Here is a 13,571-nt window from a genome sequence, read left to right on the forward strand (position 1 = left end):
TCACGCCTCCTTCACGAGGTCGTCGAGCAGGTCGGCAAGGTTCGGAGGGTAGACCGTTTCGGTCGCGGCGCGCAGTTCGGGGCTGCTCCACCATCGCGCCTCCCCCATGAACTGTCGTTCCCAGTCCGTCTGGGCGTGGCGGTCGATCTCGAACCCGCCGCGCCGGAGCACCAGGTACTGCTGGGTCTGCCGCTGGGTGCCGGTCGACGTCGGGTACTCGACCACTTCCTCGAAGACCGGACCCTCGAAATCCGCGGGGGCCACGACCAGACCGGTCTCCTCGGCGAGTTCCCGCACCGCTCCGGCCCGGAGGTCCTCGTCGGCCTCCAGGCCACCGCCCGGCGTGATCCACCAGGGGCCGTCCTCGGGACGGTGTGCGCTGCTGCAGCGGAACAACAGCACCGTGCTGCCGTCGAGTACCAGAACCCGCGCGGCCCGCCGTGCACTTACCTCAGTCATCGGTAGCCGAGCGTATCCGCTGCCCGCGATTCCGTGCGGCCGAGGCGTCAGCACCAGACCGCGAAGCCGGTGTCGACGCGCTCTCCGGCCCGCAGCCGAGGCAGCGTCCGGGCTATTCCGTCAGGAAATGTCCGCGGAAGCCGATCCAGTTCCGACACCGGGATCCAGTCGGCCCCGAGGAACGTGGCGCCCTCGTCGGGCGTGTACGCGAGCTCGGCGACCACCTCCGGCGTGGCGGCCGGGCACGCGAGGTGTACGGCCTGCCGCGACCAGCGCCGCTGCCCGAGCCACAGGTACGTCACTTCCGACCACCACACCGCGGCCGGGATCAGGTCTGAGGCCGCGATCGCCACACCCGTCTCCTCGCGCACCTCGCGCACCGCCGCCGCGACCGTGTCCTCGCCCGGATCGACACCGCCGCCCGGCACCTCCCACCACTCCCCGAGCTCCGGGTACTCCGGATCGCGGGCCCGGATGAGCAGCAACCGGTCGGCGGGGTCGAGAACCAGCAGCCGTCCGGAGAGCCGCCACGGGCGCGGTGGCGCCCCGGGCGGCTGCGCGCTGCCCGGCGCGAGCGGCGACTCCCAGGAAGCGTCAGCCACCCGACGGCGCCGGAATCGCCTCGTACCCCTTCGGCACCGACAACGTTCCGACGTGACTGAACGGCCAGAAGATCACAAATGCCCGGCCGACGACGGCGTCGACGGGAATCGTCCCGACCTGGTAGTCGGTGTGGTACCGGGAGTCCGCGGACGAGGACCGGTGGTCACCCATCACGAACAGCCGGCCGGTCGGCACGGAGACATCGAACGGCTGCGCGGACGGGACGTCGTCCTCGAAGAGGTAGTCCTCCTGCAGCACCTTGCCGTTGATCGTGATCCGCCCGGCGGAGTCGCAGCAGACGATCTTGTCGCCGCCGACCCCGACGACGCGCTTGATGTAGTCGTCCTTGGTCGGGCCGGCGTCCCACTGTTTGGGCGGCACGAAGACGACGACCTCGCCCCGGCGTGGCTCCCGGAAGCGATAGACCATCTTGTTGACCAGCACGCGGTCATTGATGAGGAGCGTGGTCTCCATCGAGCCGGACGGGATGTAGAACGTCTGTACCAGGAACGTCCGAACCAGCACGGCGACGATGACCGCTACGAGGAGGAGGATCGGGAGCTCGACCCAGAAGGATCGCTGTTTCCGACGGGAGGTCTCGGGCATCACCAGCGCAGCCTACGGCGTCGACGCGAATCTGGGCGCAACAGCCACCTGGGGGCACGTCGGGACCAGAGCAACCCGAAGGGCCCGAACAGGACGGGAAGCACCAGCAGAGCCGTCGCCCCGGCCGGCTGCGGTTCGCTGTGGGGTTTCTCACCCAGAGCGGTCGGTACGTCGCTGAACGTGTCCGGCTCCGGCAGCAAGCCCCATCGCGACGCCGGCCACGCCGTCGCATAGGCCTGGCCGATCACCGCCTCGACCGGGATCGTGCCCCTCCACTGGTCGTTGAGGTACACCCGGGAGTCCGCCGACCGGGACCGGTGGTCGCCCATCATGAACAGGCGGCCATCGGGCACCGTCACCGGGCCGAACGGGCGCTCCTGGATCGGATCGTCCTCGAAGATGTACGGCTCGACGAGCGGCGTGCCGTTGACCTCGACCCGGCCGTCCTTGTCGCAGCACTGCACCACGTCGCCGCCGACGCCGATCACGCGCTTGACGAAGTCCTTCTCGTCCGGCGGGGCCGCCCCGATCAGGCCGCCGAGCATGCGGCCGGCGGTGGCGAGCGCACCGGTGTTCTGCTGGACGCCGTTCTCGGGCACCCACGAGTCGGTGCCGCGGAAGACGACCACCTCGCCGCGACGGGGGTCACGCGTGTCGTAGACGAATTTGTTGACCAGGACGCGATCGCTGACCAGCAGCGTCTGTTCCATCGACCCGGAAGGGATGTAGAACGCCTGGACGACGAAGGTCTTGATCACGGTCGCGAGGACGAACGCGATGATCAGCAGGAGCGGGATCTCCTGCCAGAGGGGCAGGGTGCGGCGGCGCGAACTGGTGGACGCGCGCGCGTAGGGGCGGGCGCCCGCGCGGTGACGGCCGGCGGACCGGTCGGCACTCGACGTGCGGTCGCTGCCGTAGGTCTTGCGGTAGTAGGCGGAGTCATCCTCCGCGGCGTAACGCTGTTCCTCGGCGTAGCGCGTGCCCGGGCCGGGATCGCCGTAGCCGTCCCGGGGATCGGCCCCGCGGGGATCGACCGAGCGTGGGCCCAGCGTCCGCGGATCGGCGTACCCCGAGTCGGGATAGCCCCGGGAATCGCCGTACCGAACCTCGCCGTACTGGGAACGAGCCTCGGCCGCACGCATCTCCGCCGCCCGCGCCTCAGCGGCACGCATCTCCGCCGCACGCGCCTCAGCGGCACGCGCTTGAGCCGCGCGCATCTCCGCGTCGCGCATCTCCGCCGCGCGCATCTCCGCCGCACGCGCCTCGGCCGCCCGGCGGTCGGGAAAGCGGGGATCGCGGCGCTCGGTGCCGCGCGGGTGCGGCTCACCGTCCGTCGGGAGCAACCGACCCCGAACCGGCCGACCGTAACGGTCGACGGGTACCTGCTCGACGCCACCCATTCGTGCCACACCGGAATCACGGCCCGAACCGTCGTAAAGTTCGCCGCTGTCGGTGACGCGCGCCTGCCCCGGAATCGGAGGCCGCTCAGACGGCACTGGACGGCCGGGCAGAATGAGCGAGCCCGAGCCGTCCAGGGGTGAAGCAGGTGGAGACGACGGATCAGCACGCTGCCGACGTGCGAGTCGGCGTCGCGCCAATTCGTCGATACCCGTCGGTTCAGCCGCTCCCTGTTCGGAGCGGCCGAACCTCTCGGGTGCTGTCACGCGCTAAGCGTAGACGCCGCCGACTCAGCCGGCCGTGGTCTCACGCTTCTCCTTGATCTTGGCGGCCTTGCCGCGCAGACCACGGAGGTAGTAGAGCTTGGCGCGACGCACGTCACCGCGGGTCACGACCTCGATCTTCTCGATCACCGGCGTGTGCACCGGGAAGGTGCGCTCGACGCCGACACCGAAGCTCACCTTGCGGACCGTGAAGGTCTCGCGCGAGCCGGTGCCCTGCCGACGGATGACCGCACCCTGGAAGACCTGGATGCGGGACCGGTTGCCCTCGACGACCCGGACGTGCACCTTCAGGGTGTCGCCGGGCCGGAAGGCCGGGATGTCGGAACGCAGGCTAGCGGCGTCCAGCTCATCCAGGGTGTTCATCGCGGTCTTCACTTTCCTCGTCGTCGGACCGTCCGCATGCACCCCGCGAGGCGGGAGCCGTGGGCGGTAAGAAATCAGGCGCGCTGAACCCGTCAGCGGCAACTCTCCTACTGTGCCACATCTTTCGGAGTAACCGGAAACCCGGCCTCCGCGAGCACCTTCACGTCCGCTTTGTCCAGCACCACGTCCGAGAGCAGTTCCGGACGCCGGGCCGCGGTCCGCCGCAGCGACTCGTCCCGCCGCCACCGCGCGATCGCCGCGTGGTGCCCGGACAGGAGCACGTCGGGCACCGAGTACCCCCGCCACTCCTCCGGACGCGTGAACGCCGGACCCTCCAGCAGGCCGTCGGAGAACGAGTCCTGCTCGTGCGAGGCCACGTTCCCGAGCACCCCCGGCAGCAGCCGGCCGACGGCCTCCACGATCACGAGCACCGCCACCTCGCCACCGGCCAGCACGTAGTCGCCGAGGCTGACCTCGTCGACCACCATCCGGTCGGCCGCGTGCGAGACGACCCGCGAATCGATGCCCTCGTACCGCCCGCACGCGAACATCAGCCAGGGTTCGGCCGCCAGTTCGTGCGCGAGCGCCTGCGTGAACGGGCGCCCGGCCGGCGTCGGCACGACGAGCCGGGGCTGGGCCCCGGACGCCGGCGCCAGGGTGTCCAGCGCCTGGCCCCACGGCTCGGGCCGCATCAGCATGCCCGGGCCACCGCCGTACGGGGAGTCGTCCACCGTGCGGTGCACGTCGTGCGTCCACTGCCGCAGGTCGTGCACACCGAGCTCGATGACGCCCCGGTCGACGGCCTTGCCGATCAGCGACTCCCGGAGCGGAGCGAGGTAAGCCGGGAAGATCGAAACCACGTCGATCTTCACAGCTCGAACAGCCCCTCCGGCGGATCGATGACGACCCGGCCACCCGCGACGTCGACGGTCGGCACGAACTCGCGGATGAACGGCACGAGCCGCTCGGCGCCCTGGTGCTTGAACACCAGGAGCTCACCCGCGGCCGAGTGCACCACGTCGACCACCGACCCGAACGACGTCCCGTCGACGCCGAACACGGCCAGACCGACGAGTTCGTAGTCGTGGAACTCGTCCGGATCCTCGGACGGCGGCAGATCGTCGGAATCGACGACGAGCAGCAGTCCGCGCAGTTCCTCGGCCCGGTTGCGGTCGTGGACGTCCGCGAAGCGGACGACGAGCTTGCCGGAGTGCCAGCGAGCGTCGTCCACGGTGAGCGGACCGGCGTCGGCAGGGTCGGTGACCAGCACCGACCCCACCGCGAACCGATCGTCGGGCTCGTCCGTCCGCACCTCGACCAGGACGTCCCCACGGATGCCGTGGGCACGCCCGATCCGCCCCACTACGAGCTGCATGGGTGTCAGCGCACGTCGGTTTCGACCACGTCGACCCGGACGCCGCGGCCACCGATACCGGTGACGACCTGGCGCAGAGCCTTCGCGGTGCGGCCACCCCGGCCGATCACCTTGCCGAGATCCTCCGGGTGGACCCGAACCTCGAGCACCTTTCCGCGGCGACCGTGCACCAGGTCGACGCGGACGTCGTCCGGGTTGTCGACGATGCCGCGGACGAGGTGTTCCAGCGCTGCGGGCAGGACCACGTCAGGACCCCGAAGCTGCCGTGGCGTCTTCGGCGTCGGCCTTCTTCGCGGCCTTCTTCTTCGGGGTGGTCGCGTCAGCGACCGGCGCACCGTCGGCGGAGGCGCGCGCGACCTCGTTGAAGAGTTCCTTCTTGTCCCGCTTGGGCGCCGCGACCTTCATCGGAGGCGGAGCCGGCTCGCCCTTGTGCTTCTGCCAGTCACCGGTGACGCGGAGGATCGCCGCGACCGCCTCGGTGGGCTGGGCGCCGACGCCGAGCCAGTACTGCGCCCGCTCGCCGTCGACCTCGATGAAGCTCGGGTCTTCCTTGGGGTGGTACTTGCCGATCGTCTCGATGACGCGGCCGTCACGCTTGGTGCGGGCGTCGGCGACGACGATCCGGTAGTGCGGTGCGCGAATCTTGCCGAGACGCAGCAACTTGATCTTGGTGGCCACTGGTGTGGATGCTCCTGGGTTTCGGTACGAAGTGGGCCGCCGACGCCACGTGGGGACGATGGTGCGCCGACCCGGCGGACCGAACACCGTGGGTGGGATAGAGGGCCCACACGGTGGTCAGTTCAGCCGCCTATTGTGCCAGACCCGCGGCGGAAGCTACTAACTGCGGGTCAGCAACGACTCAGCCGAGGTGGCGACGACCGGCGCGTCCCATTCGTCCAGGAGCGTCGGAACAGTCCAGGACGGGTCGGGAACGAAGTCCGTGAGCCGGCCGTCGAACGGCGGCCGGCCCGCGGTGGCGGCGTCGATCGCCTTCGCCGCTTCCAGGCGGGTGCGATCGGCCACCCGGGTCGGGATGTCGCCGGCCGCGACCGCCGCTTCGAGCTCGTCCTCGTCCTTGAGCACGCAGGAACGGTCGGGCGCGATGACGACGTCGAGCTCCAGGTCGTCGGAATCGAAGCCGTGCGCCCAGCGGACGGGAGGCGTCTCGACGTTCACGTACCAGTTGCGGAACCGACCGGCGCCGTCGAAGAACCAGTACACGGTGTGCCACGGCGCGCCCGGCGGGATCCACTCCAACGCGCTGGTGCCGGTCCAGACGCCCGGGCCGGTGTGCCAGGGCGCCGTGAACCGTTCCGCGAGCGGCACGTCACGCACCGGCCGGCCGTCGGCGTACAGCGAGATCCGCATCGGGGTGTCGCGGGCCAGCCAGAGCAACGTGCCGTCCGGCCCGTCCTCGACCACGACGCAGGGCCGGACGCCCTGCACGACTCCACCGCGACAGTGCCGGACCAGCGCGGTCCGGCCGGGCTCGTAGTACATCAGTACGACCGGCCGACGATCGCGATCACGCCCGGCTCGTCGTCGGACTCCGGCACCGACCCGTCGGGGCGGATCAGGCACCGCACGGTGACCGCGTCCTGGGCCAGCCGGGCCTCGCCGCCGTCGGCGAGCGTCGCCCACGGCAGGCGCGCCCAGCCGGTCGCGGAGGCGGCGAGCGCGTCCTCGAGCGTCGTCACGTCGGTGGTGCGCGACTCGCGGCGGGCCAGCGCCTCGTCGTACAGGGCCTGCTGGTCCTCGACCAGCGCGGTGGAGACCGCCGCGGCGGCCGCGCCGAGCGCCGTCGGCGTCTTCGTCCCGACGATCCGGCGGACGACCGTCACGTTGCCCTCGGCCAGGTCGCGCGGACCGAGCTCGACCCGGACCGGGATGCCCTTGAGCTCGGCGTCGATCGCCCGGCGGCCGAACGGCGTGTCGGTGCGGTCGTCCAGGACCACCCGGACGCCGGCCCCGCGCAGTTCCGCGACGAGCTTCGCGGCCGCCTCCCCGACGCCGTCGCCGTCCTTCACGACCATGACGAGGGCCTGCGTCGGCGCGAGCCGGGGCGGCAGCCGCAGCCCGTTGTCGTCGCCGTGGCCCATGATCAGACCGCCGACCATGCGGGTGGAGGTGCCCCAGGACGTCTGCCAGACGTACTCCCGCTGCCCCTCGGCGCTCAGGTACTGGACGTCGAACGCCTTGGCGAAGTTCTGGCCCAGCTCGTGGCTGGTGCCCATCTGCAGCGCCTTGCCGTCACGCATCATGCCCTCGAGCGTCAGCGTGTTGATCGCGCCGGCGAACCGCTCCTTCGGGCTCTTGCGGCCGACGACGACCGGCATCGCCAGCACGTTGACCATGAAGTCCTCGTAGGCCTCGTGCAGGATCCGGCGGGCGTAGGAGCGGGCGTCGGCCTGGGTGGCGTGGCAGGTGTGACCCTCCTGCCAGAGGAACTCGGTGGTGCGCAGGAACACCCGCGGGCGCATCTCCCAGCGCACGACGTTCGCCCAGGCGTTCACGAGCAGGGGCAGGTCGCGGTACGACTGCACCCACTTCGAGAACGACGCGTTGATGATCGTCTCGGACGTGGGGCGGACGACGACGGGCTCCTCGAGCTGCTTGCCACCGGCGTGGGTGACCACGGCGAGCTCGGGGCTGAAGCCCTCGACGTGCTCGGCCTCCTTGCGGAGGTAGGACTCCGGGATGAACAGCGGGAAGTACGCGTTCTGCGCGCCGGCGACCTTGATCCGGTCGTCCATCTCGCGCTGCATCCGCTCCCACAGCGCGTACCCGGTCGGTCGGATCACCATCGTGCCGCGGACCGGCCCGTTGTCGGCCAGTTCGGCCTTCGCGATCACGTCCTGGTACCAGCGGGGAAAGTCCTCAGCCTGCGGCGTGAGAACGGGAGCCTTTGCCATGACGACACATCCTAGGGCGTGTCGCCCACGCACCGTGACCGAGTAACCCGGCGCACCGGCCCGCGGGGGATCAGGCGACGACCCGGCCGCGGAGCACGATGCGTGACGGGGCCTTCAGGACGCGCAGGTCCTCGCGGGGATCCGATTCGTAGACGGTGACGTCGGCGAGGGCCCCTTCTTCGATCACCGGGAGGCCGAGCCAGGCGCGGGCGCCCCAGGAACCGGCCGCGAGGACGTCGAGCGGCGCCATGCCCGCGTCGGCGAGCAGCAGCATCTCCCCGGCGGCCAGGCCGTGCGCCACTCCCCCACCGGCGTCGGTGCCGACGTAGATCGGCACACCGGCCTCGTAGGCGGAGCGCACGACCGCGGGGAACCCGGCCTGCAGGCGACGCATGTGGTCGGCGTAGCCGGGGAACTTCGGCTGGGCCTTCTCGGCGATGCCGCCGAACGTCAGGATGTTGGTCATCGTCGGCACCAGCGCGGTGTTGTTCCGCGCCATCGTGTCGATCAGGTCCACCGACAGACCGGTGCCGTGCTCGATCGAGTCGACGCCGGCCGCGATCAGGCCCGGCAGCGCGTCCTCGCTGAACGTGTGCACGGCCACCCGGGCGCCCGCGTCGTGCGCCGCCGTGACCGCCGCGGCGAACGTCGCGTCGTCGAACGTCGGGCTCAGGTCACCGGCCCCGCGGTCGATCCAGTCGCCGACGATCTTGATCCAGCCGTGCCCGGCCTTGGCCTGCACCGCGGCCTGCTCGACGAACTCCGCCGGGCTGCACTCGACCGCGAGCCCCGGGATGTAGCGGCGCGGCGGTGCCAGGTGACGCCCGGCGCGGATCAGCCGCGGCATGTCGGGGTCGTCGTCGAGTTCGCGGTAGTCGATCGGCGAGCCCGCGTCCCGGATCGTCAGCACGCCGGCGTCGCGGTCGATGAGCGCGAGCCGCTTGGCCTCGGCGACCTCGGTGACCGGCCCGTCGGGCGCGATGCCCGGGTGGCAGTGCGCGTCGACCAGGCCCGGCAGCAGGTACCCGCCGGTCGACACCGTCTTCGCGTCGGGGACCGGCTCGAACGTCAGCCGGTCCCCGACGATCCAGACGTCCCGCTCGACGTCGTCCGGAAGTACCACGCCCCGCAGATGAAGTGCCACGCCCGTGATTCTGCCCGCTCCCCCGTCGGCGTCAGCCGGGGATCCCGGACCGCGCCGACCGTCCCGTCGGCCCCGATCGCACGACGACGGCGGCACGACGTCAGCGGCGGGGTACCGACGAGGGGCCGAGCACGTCGGCGCCGAGGGCGCGGACGCGGGCGCGGAGTTCGCGGTCGGCGGTCGCCACCCAGACCGGAGGGTCGGCCGCCGCGGCCACCGAGACGATCGTGTCGTCGCCGGAGCCCGGGGCCGACACCACCTCGACGCCGGGGACCGCGGTGACGCCGCGCGCCGCGCCCTCCACGACGAGTACGACGCGCAGCGGCCCCGGGAGCACGCCCGGCAACCCGCCCGACGCCACCGGCACCAGCGCGTCGCGGAGCCGCGAGGCCGCTCCGCGACGGTCCTTCCACCAGCCGTCCGGCACCGACCCGACGACGTTCGCGCCGTCGACGACCAGCGTGGACAAGGCCTACTTCTTCGGCAGCTTCGAGAAGTCGATCTTCGGCATGTCGAAGCCGCCCGGCAGCGCGTCGGGCTGCTGCTGCGGAGCCTCCGGCGGCGCGCCCGGGAAGCCCGGCGGCAGCGCGGGCATCCCTCCGGGGAACTGCTGGCGCGGCCGGCCACCGCCGCCGCCACCGCCCTTGCGCCCCTTCTTGCCCTTGCCCTTCTTGGCCGCGCCGCGGCGCATCCCGCCGCCGCCGAACCCGAACTGGCTCGACATCTGGCGCATCATCTTGCGCGCCTCGAAGAACCGCTCGACCAGCTGGTTCACGTCGGTCACCGTGGTTCCGGAACCGTTCGCGATGCGCAGCCGCCGGGACCCGTTGATGAGCTTCGGGTCCTGGCGCTCGAGCGGCGTCATCGAGCGGATCACCGCGGTGATGCGGTCGAAGTGCTTGTCGTCGAGCTGGTCGAGCTGGCCCTTCATCTGGTTCATGCCGGGCAGCATCCCGAGCACGTTCTGGATCGGGCCCATCTTCTTGACCGCGAGCATCTGCTCGAGGAAGTCGTCGAGCGTGAAGTCGCCCTCGCCGAGCATCTTCTCGCTCATGCGGGCCTGCTGCTCGGCGTCGAAGACCGTCTCGGCCTGCTCGATGAGCGTCAGCATGTCGCCCATGCCGAGGATGCGCGAGGCCATCCGGTCGGGGTGGAAGACGTCGAAGTCCTCGAGCTTCTCGCCCGAGGAGGCGAACATGATCGGCTCGCCGGTGACGTGGCGCACCGAGAGCGCGGCACCACCGCGGGCGTCGCCGTCCAGCTTGGTCAGCACGACGCCGTCGAAGCCGACGCCGTCCTTGAAGGCCTGGGCGGTGTTGACCGCGTCCTGACCGATCATCGCGTCGACGACGAACAGGATCTCGTCGGGGTTCACCGCGTCCCGGATGGCCGCGGCCTGGGCCATCATGTCGGCGTCGATACCGAGGCGACCGGCGGTGTCGACGACGACGATGTCGTGCTGCTGGCGCTTGGCGAAGTCGATCGAGTCGCGGGCGACCTTCACCGGGTCGCCGACACCGCTGCCCGGCTCCGGCGCGAACACCTCGACGCCGGCCCGCTGGCCGACCACCTGCAGCTGCTGCACGGCGTTCGGGCGCTGGAGGTCGGCGGCGACGAGGATCGGCGTGTGGCCCTGCTTGCGCAACCAGAGCGCGAGCTTCCCGGCGAGCGTCGTCTTACCGGCACCCTGCAGACCCGCGAGCAGGATGACCGTCGGCGGGTTCTTCGCGAACCGCAACCGGCGGGTCTCGCCGCCGAGGATGCCGACGAGCTCCTCGTTGACGATCTTGACGACCTGCTGGGCCGGGTTGAGCGCCTGGTGGACCTCGGAGCCGCGCGCCCGGTTCTTGACCGACTGGACGAACGCCTTGACGACCGCCAGCGCGACGTCCGCCTCGAGCAACGCCACCCGGATTTCCCGCATGGACTTGTCGATGTCGGCGTCGGTGAGACGCCCCTTCGACCGAAGCGAAGTGAATACGGCGGAGAGCCGGTCGGAAAGCGTGTCGAACATCGGTCCTCACGGGGTCAGCTGGCGGCGGCAACCGCCGGACTCAAGTCCTTCCCCTTGAGCGTAGCCGCCCGACTACCCCGACCGACGCCGACCGACAGGGTCGCGGCGAGAAGGCACAGCGCCCCGGCCGCGTACCAGGCCGGCGTGTACGTGCCGAACGTGTCCCGGATCCAGCCCGCGCCCGACGCCATCAGCGCCGCCCCGAGCTGGTGGGACGCGAACACCCAGCCGAACACGACGGGCGCGCGGTCGCCGAACGCCTGCCGGCAGAGCGCGACGGTCGGCGGCACGGTGGCCACCCAGTCCAACCCGTAGAACACGATGAACAGCAGCATCGAGGGCCCCACCCCGTGTCCCAGCGACGGCAGCAGCGCCGGGAGCAGCAGCAACGACGCACCGCGCAGCCCGTAGTAGGCCAGCAGGAGCAGCCGGGGGTCGTAGCGGTCGGTGAGCCAGCCCGACGCGATCGTGCCGACGATGTCGAAGATCCCGATCACGGCCAGCAGGCCCGCGGCCGCCGTGGTGGGCAGGCCGTGGTCGTGCGCGGCCGGCACGAGGTGCGTGCCGACCAACCCGTTCGACGACGCGCCGCAGATCGCGAACCCACCCACTAACAGCCAGAAAGTGCCGCTGCGGACGCCGAGCGCGAGACCGCCGAACGCGGAGCGGGCCGCGCCGCCGCTGGGGCGCTCGGGGCTGGGCTCGTCGCTGCCGAAGCGGGTGAGCCCCACGTCCTCGGGCCGGTCACGCAGGAACAGCACGACGAGCGGCACGACCGCGAGAGCACAGCCGGCGACCGCCAGCGACGCGACCCGCCACCCCTGGGAGTCGGCCAGCGCGGCCACCGGCGGCAGGAAGATCAGCTGACCGGTGGCGCTGCCCGCGGTGAGCACGCCGACCACCAGGCCACGGCGGGCGACGAACCAGCGGTCGGCGACCGACGCGGCGAACACCAGCGCCATCGAGCCGGTGCCGAGCCCGACGAGCACACCCCAGCAGAGCACGAGTTGCCAGCGGGCGGTCATCCCCACGGTGGCCGCCGCACCCAGGGCGACCAGCAACAACGCCGCCGTGGTGACCCAGCGCAGGCCGAGCCGCTGGATGAGCGCGGCCGCGAACGGGGCGGTGAGGCCGAAGAGCACCAGGTTCACCGTGACGGCGAGCGAGATGTCGGCCGTCGACCAGCCGAACTCCTCCTGCAGGGGCAGGATCAGGACGCTCGGCGCGGCCCGGAACGCGGCCGCGCCGACGAGCGCGACGAACGCGACGCCGGCGACGAGCCAGGCGCGATGAAGCCGCCGCTTGGACGGCACAGCAGTGTTGACCACGCCAACCAGCTTCGGTCATGACTCGACCGTGAACCAGTGGCCCGAAGGACACCATGTGCAAGAATCCGGCCATGCCGTTCGCGGATTCGGGTCGTCACCGCGTCGCCGTGCTCGCGCTCGACGACGCGGTGCCGTTCGACGTCGGTATCCCCGGCCAGGTGCTCGGCGCGGCCGAGCGCGACGGCGAGAAGCTCTACAGCGTCCACGTGTGCTCGCCCGGGGCGGCGCCGGTGGAGACGACGGCCGGGTACGCGATCGCACCGAAGTACGGGCTCGCGGAACTCGAGACGGCGGACACCGTGCTGGTGCCCGGCATTCGTGGGCTCACCGCCGGGCACCGCGTGTTCCCCACTGAGGTTCTGGACGCGCTCCGGGCCGCCGCCGCGCGGGGCGCGCGCGTGGCGTCGATCTGCACCGGGGCTTTCGTGGTGGCCGCGACCGGGTTGCTCGACGGCAGGCGGGCCACCACGCACTGGCTCTGGGCCGACTCGTTCCGGGCCCGGTACCCGCGGGTGACGCTCGACCCGGACGTCCTGTTCATCGACGAGGGGCCGATCGCCACGTCGGCCGGCGTGGCCGCCGGGATCGACCTGTGCCTGCACCTGGTCCGGCGGGACTTCGGCAGCGAGGTGGCGAACCGGGCCGCCCGGCGGTGCGTGGCGCCGCCCTGGCGCGACGGCGGCCAGGCGCAGTACGTGGAGCGGCCGATGCCCGCGACGCCCGACGCGTCGACGAGCACGACCCGGGCCTGGGCACTGGAGCACCTGGACGAGCCGCTGGACCTGGCGACGATGGCGGCGCACGCCGGGATGAGCGTGCGGACGTTCACCCGGCGGTTCCGCCAGGAGACCGGCCAGAGCCCGGGGCCGTGGCTCAGCGCGCTGCGGGTCGACCGGGCCCGCCAGCTCCTCGAGGAGACCGATCTCCCGATCGACCGCATCGCCCACCGGGCCGGGTTCGGCACGACCGCCTCACTCCGCCAGCACTTCGCCGGCTCGGTCGGAACCTCGCCCCACGCCTACCGCCGCACGTTCCGCGCCGGGTGAGGAGTCCCCGGCCAAGGCTTCGCGGCGGCCGGCGGCGGC

At 71.6% G+C, this 13,571-nt stretch carries 17 protein-coding genes; 2 read left to right on the plus strand and 15 right to left on the minus strand.

Features of this window, described 5'->3' with window-relative positions:
* Genes CRYAR_RS33000 through lepB (CRYAR_RS51365) form a run of 4 tightly spaced genes read right to left on the minus strand, consistent with a single transcriptional unit; the run spans window position 1 to window position 2,483 of the window.
* Window positions 1-459: an NUDIX hydrolase gene (locus CRYAR_RS33000; RefSeq protein ID WP_035857114.1), complete on the minus strand. Its 459-nt coding sequence runs from the start codon at window positions 457-459 to the stop codon at window positions 1-3.
* Between the two features lie 47 nt (window positions 460-506).
* Window positions 507-1,061, minus strand: coding sequence for an NUDIX domain-containing protein (locus CRYAR_RS33005; protein ID WP_051571264.1), 555 nt, complete (start codon window positions 1,059-1,061; stop codon window positions 507-509).
* Window positions 1,054-1,671, minus strand: coding sequence for a signal peptidase I (lepB, locus tag CRYAR_RS33010; RefSeq protein WP_035857115.1), 618 nt, complete (start codon window positions 1,669-1,671; stop codon window positions 1,054-1,056). The genes CRYAR_RS33005 and lepB (CRYAR_RS33010) overlap by 8 nt, the downstream gene beginning before the upstream one ends.
* On the minus strand, window positions 1,668-2,483 hold the full coding sequence (lepB, locus tag CRYAR_RS51365; protein WP_063725964.1) for a signal peptidase I: 816 nt from the start codon (window positions 2,481-2,483) through the stop codon (window positions 1,668-1,670). Before lepB (CRYAR_RS51365) ends, lepB (CRYAR_RS33010) begins: the two co-directional genes overlap by 4 nt.
* 54 nt (window positions 2,484-2,537) lie before the next feature.
* Here lepB (CRYAR_RS51365) and CRYAR_RS51370 point away from each other — a divergent pair, with 54 nt between their 5' ends.
* Window positions 2,538-3,209 carry a pentapeptide repeat-containing protein gene (locus tag CRYAR_RS51370; protein ID WP_211247759.1) on the plus strand — a complete coding sequence of 224 codons (672 nt, stop codon included), beginning with the start codon at window positions 2,538-2,540 and terminating at the stop codon, window positions 3,207-3,209.
* A gap of 147 nt (window positions 3,210-3,356) precedes the next feature.
* Here the strand turns inward: CRYAR_RS51370 and rplS are convergent, their stop codons facing one another.
* The 11 genes from rplS to CRYAR_RS33070 form a co-directional block, all read right to left on the minus strand.
* Entirely contained in the window at window positions 3,357-3,713 is a 357-nt protein-coding gene (gene rplS, locus CRYAR_RS33020) for a 50S ribosomal protein L19 (protein WP_035868675.1), read from the minus strand.
* 107 nt (window positions 3,714-3,820) lie between these two features.
* Complete coding sequence (gene trmD, locus CRYAR_RS33025; RefSeq protein ID WP_035857117.1) at window positions 3,821-4,585, minus strand: tRNA (guanosine(37)-N1)-methyltransferase TrmD; 765 nt, start codon at window positions 4,583-4,585, stop codon at window positions 3,821-3,823.
* Window positions 4,582-5,088: a ribosome maturation factor RimM gene (gene rimM / locus CRYAR_RS33030; protein WP_035857118.1), complete on the minus strand. Its 507-nt coding sequence runs from the start codon at window positions 5,086-5,088 to the stop codon at window positions 4,582-4,584. The genes trmD and rimM overlap by 4 nt, the downstream gene beginning before the upstream one ends.
* Window positions 5,089-5,093: 5 nt before the next feature.
* Entirely contained in the window at window positions 5,094-5,333 is a 240-nt protein-coding gene (locus tag CRYAR_RS33035) for an RNA-binding protein (protein WP_035857119.1), read from the minus strand.
* 1 nt (window position 5,334) lies between these two features.
* Window positions 5,335-5,766 (minus strand): 30S ribosomal protein S16, encoded by a 432-nt coding sequence (rpsP, locus tag CRYAR_RS33040; RefSeq protein WP_035857120.1) that lies wholly within the window; start codon window positions 5,764-5,766, stop codon window positions 5,335-5,337.
* A gap of 159 nt (window positions 5,767-5,925) precedes the next feature.
* Entirely contained in the window at window positions 5,926-6,588 is a 663-nt protein-coding gene (locus CRYAR_RS33045; RefSeq protein ID WP_035857121.1) for a ribonuclease FAU-1 family protein, read from the minus strand.
* Window positions 6,588-8,000, minus strand: coding sequence for a proline--tRNA ligase (gene proS, locus CRYAR_RS33050; protein ID WP_035857122.1), 1,413 nt, complete (start codon window positions 7,998-8,000; stop codon window positions 6,588-6,590). The genes CRYAR_RS33045 and proS overlap by 1 nt, the downstream gene beginning before the upstream one ends.
* A 70-nt stretch (window positions 8,001-8,070) precedes the next feature.
* Complete coding sequence (locus tag CRYAR_RS33055) at window positions 8,071-9,144, minus strand: amidohydrolase family protein (protein WP_035857123.1); 1,074 nt, start codon at window positions 9,142-9,144, stop codon at window positions 8,071-8,073.
* 100 nt (window positions 9,145-9,244) lie between these two features.
* Window positions 9,245-9,613 (minus strand): PIN domain-containing protein, encoded by a 369-nt coding sequence (locus CRYAR_RS33060; RefSeq protein ID WP_035857124.1) that lies wholly within the window; start codon window positions 9,611-9,613, stop codon window positions 9,245-9,247.
* A gap of 3 nt (window positions 9,614-9,616) precedes the next feature.
* Entirely contained in the window at window positions 9,617-11,158 is a 1,542-nt protein-coding gene (gene ffh, locus CRYAR_RS33065) for a signal recognition particle protein (RefSeq protein WP_035857126.1), read from the minus strand.
* A 14-nt stretch (window positions 11,159-11,172) separates the two neighbouring features.
* Window positions 11,173-12,495 carry an MFS transporter gene (locus CRYAR_RS33070; RefSeq protein WP_051571265.1) on the minus strand — a complete coding sequence of 441 codons (1,323 nt, stop codon included), beginning with the start codon at window positions 12,493-12,495 and terminating at the stop codon, window positions 11,173-11,175.
* Between the two features lie 62 nt (window positions 12,496-12,557).
* On the opposite strand from CRYAR_RS33070, the gene CRYAR_RS33075 reads away from it, so the two are divergent.
* Window positions 12,558-13,532: a GlxA family transcriptional regulator gene (locus tag CRYAR_RS33075; RefSeq protein ID WP_211247760.1), complete on the plus strand. Its 975-nt coding sequence runs from the start codon at window positions 12,558-12,560 to the stop codon at window positions 13,530-13,532.
* The last annotated feature ends 39 nt before the right edge of the window (window positions 13,533-13,571 follow it).

Source organism: Cryptosporangium arvum DSM 44712 (assembly GCF_000585375.1).
In the GTDB taxonomy this organism is placed as follows: Bacteria; Actinomycetota; Actinomycetes; order Mycobacteriales; family Cryptosporangiaceae; genus Cryptosporangium; species Cryptosporangium arvum.

Coding starts and splice junctions, on each gene's coding strand:
- rplS (WP_035868675.1), bottom strand. CDS start 3,713: ATGAACACCCTGGATGAGCTGGACGCCGCTAGCCTGCGTTCCGACATC.
- ffh (WP_035857126.1), bottom strand. CDS start 11,158: ATGTTCGACACGCTTTCCGACCGGCTCTCCGCCGTATTCACTTCGCTT.
- CRYAR_RS33045 (WP_035857121.1), bottom strand. CDS start 6,588: ATGTACTACGAGCCCGGCCGGACCGCGCTGGTCCGGCACTGTCGCGGT.
- CRYAR_RS33000 (WP_035857114.1), bottom strand. CDS start 459: ATGACTGAGGTAAGTGCACGGCGGGCCGCGCGGGTTCTGGTACTCGAC.
- proS (WP_035857122.1), bottom strand. CDS start 8,000: ATGGCAAAGGCTCCCGTTCTCACGCCGCAGGCTGAGGACTTTCCCCGC.
- rimM (WP_035857118.1), bottom strand. CDS start 5,088: ATGCAGCTCGTAGTGGGGCGGATCGGGCGTGCCCACGGCATCCGTGGG.
- CRYAR_RS33075 (WP_211247760.1), top strand. CDS start 12,558: ATGCCGTTCGCGGATTCGGGTCGTCACCGCGTCGCCGTGCTCGCGCTC.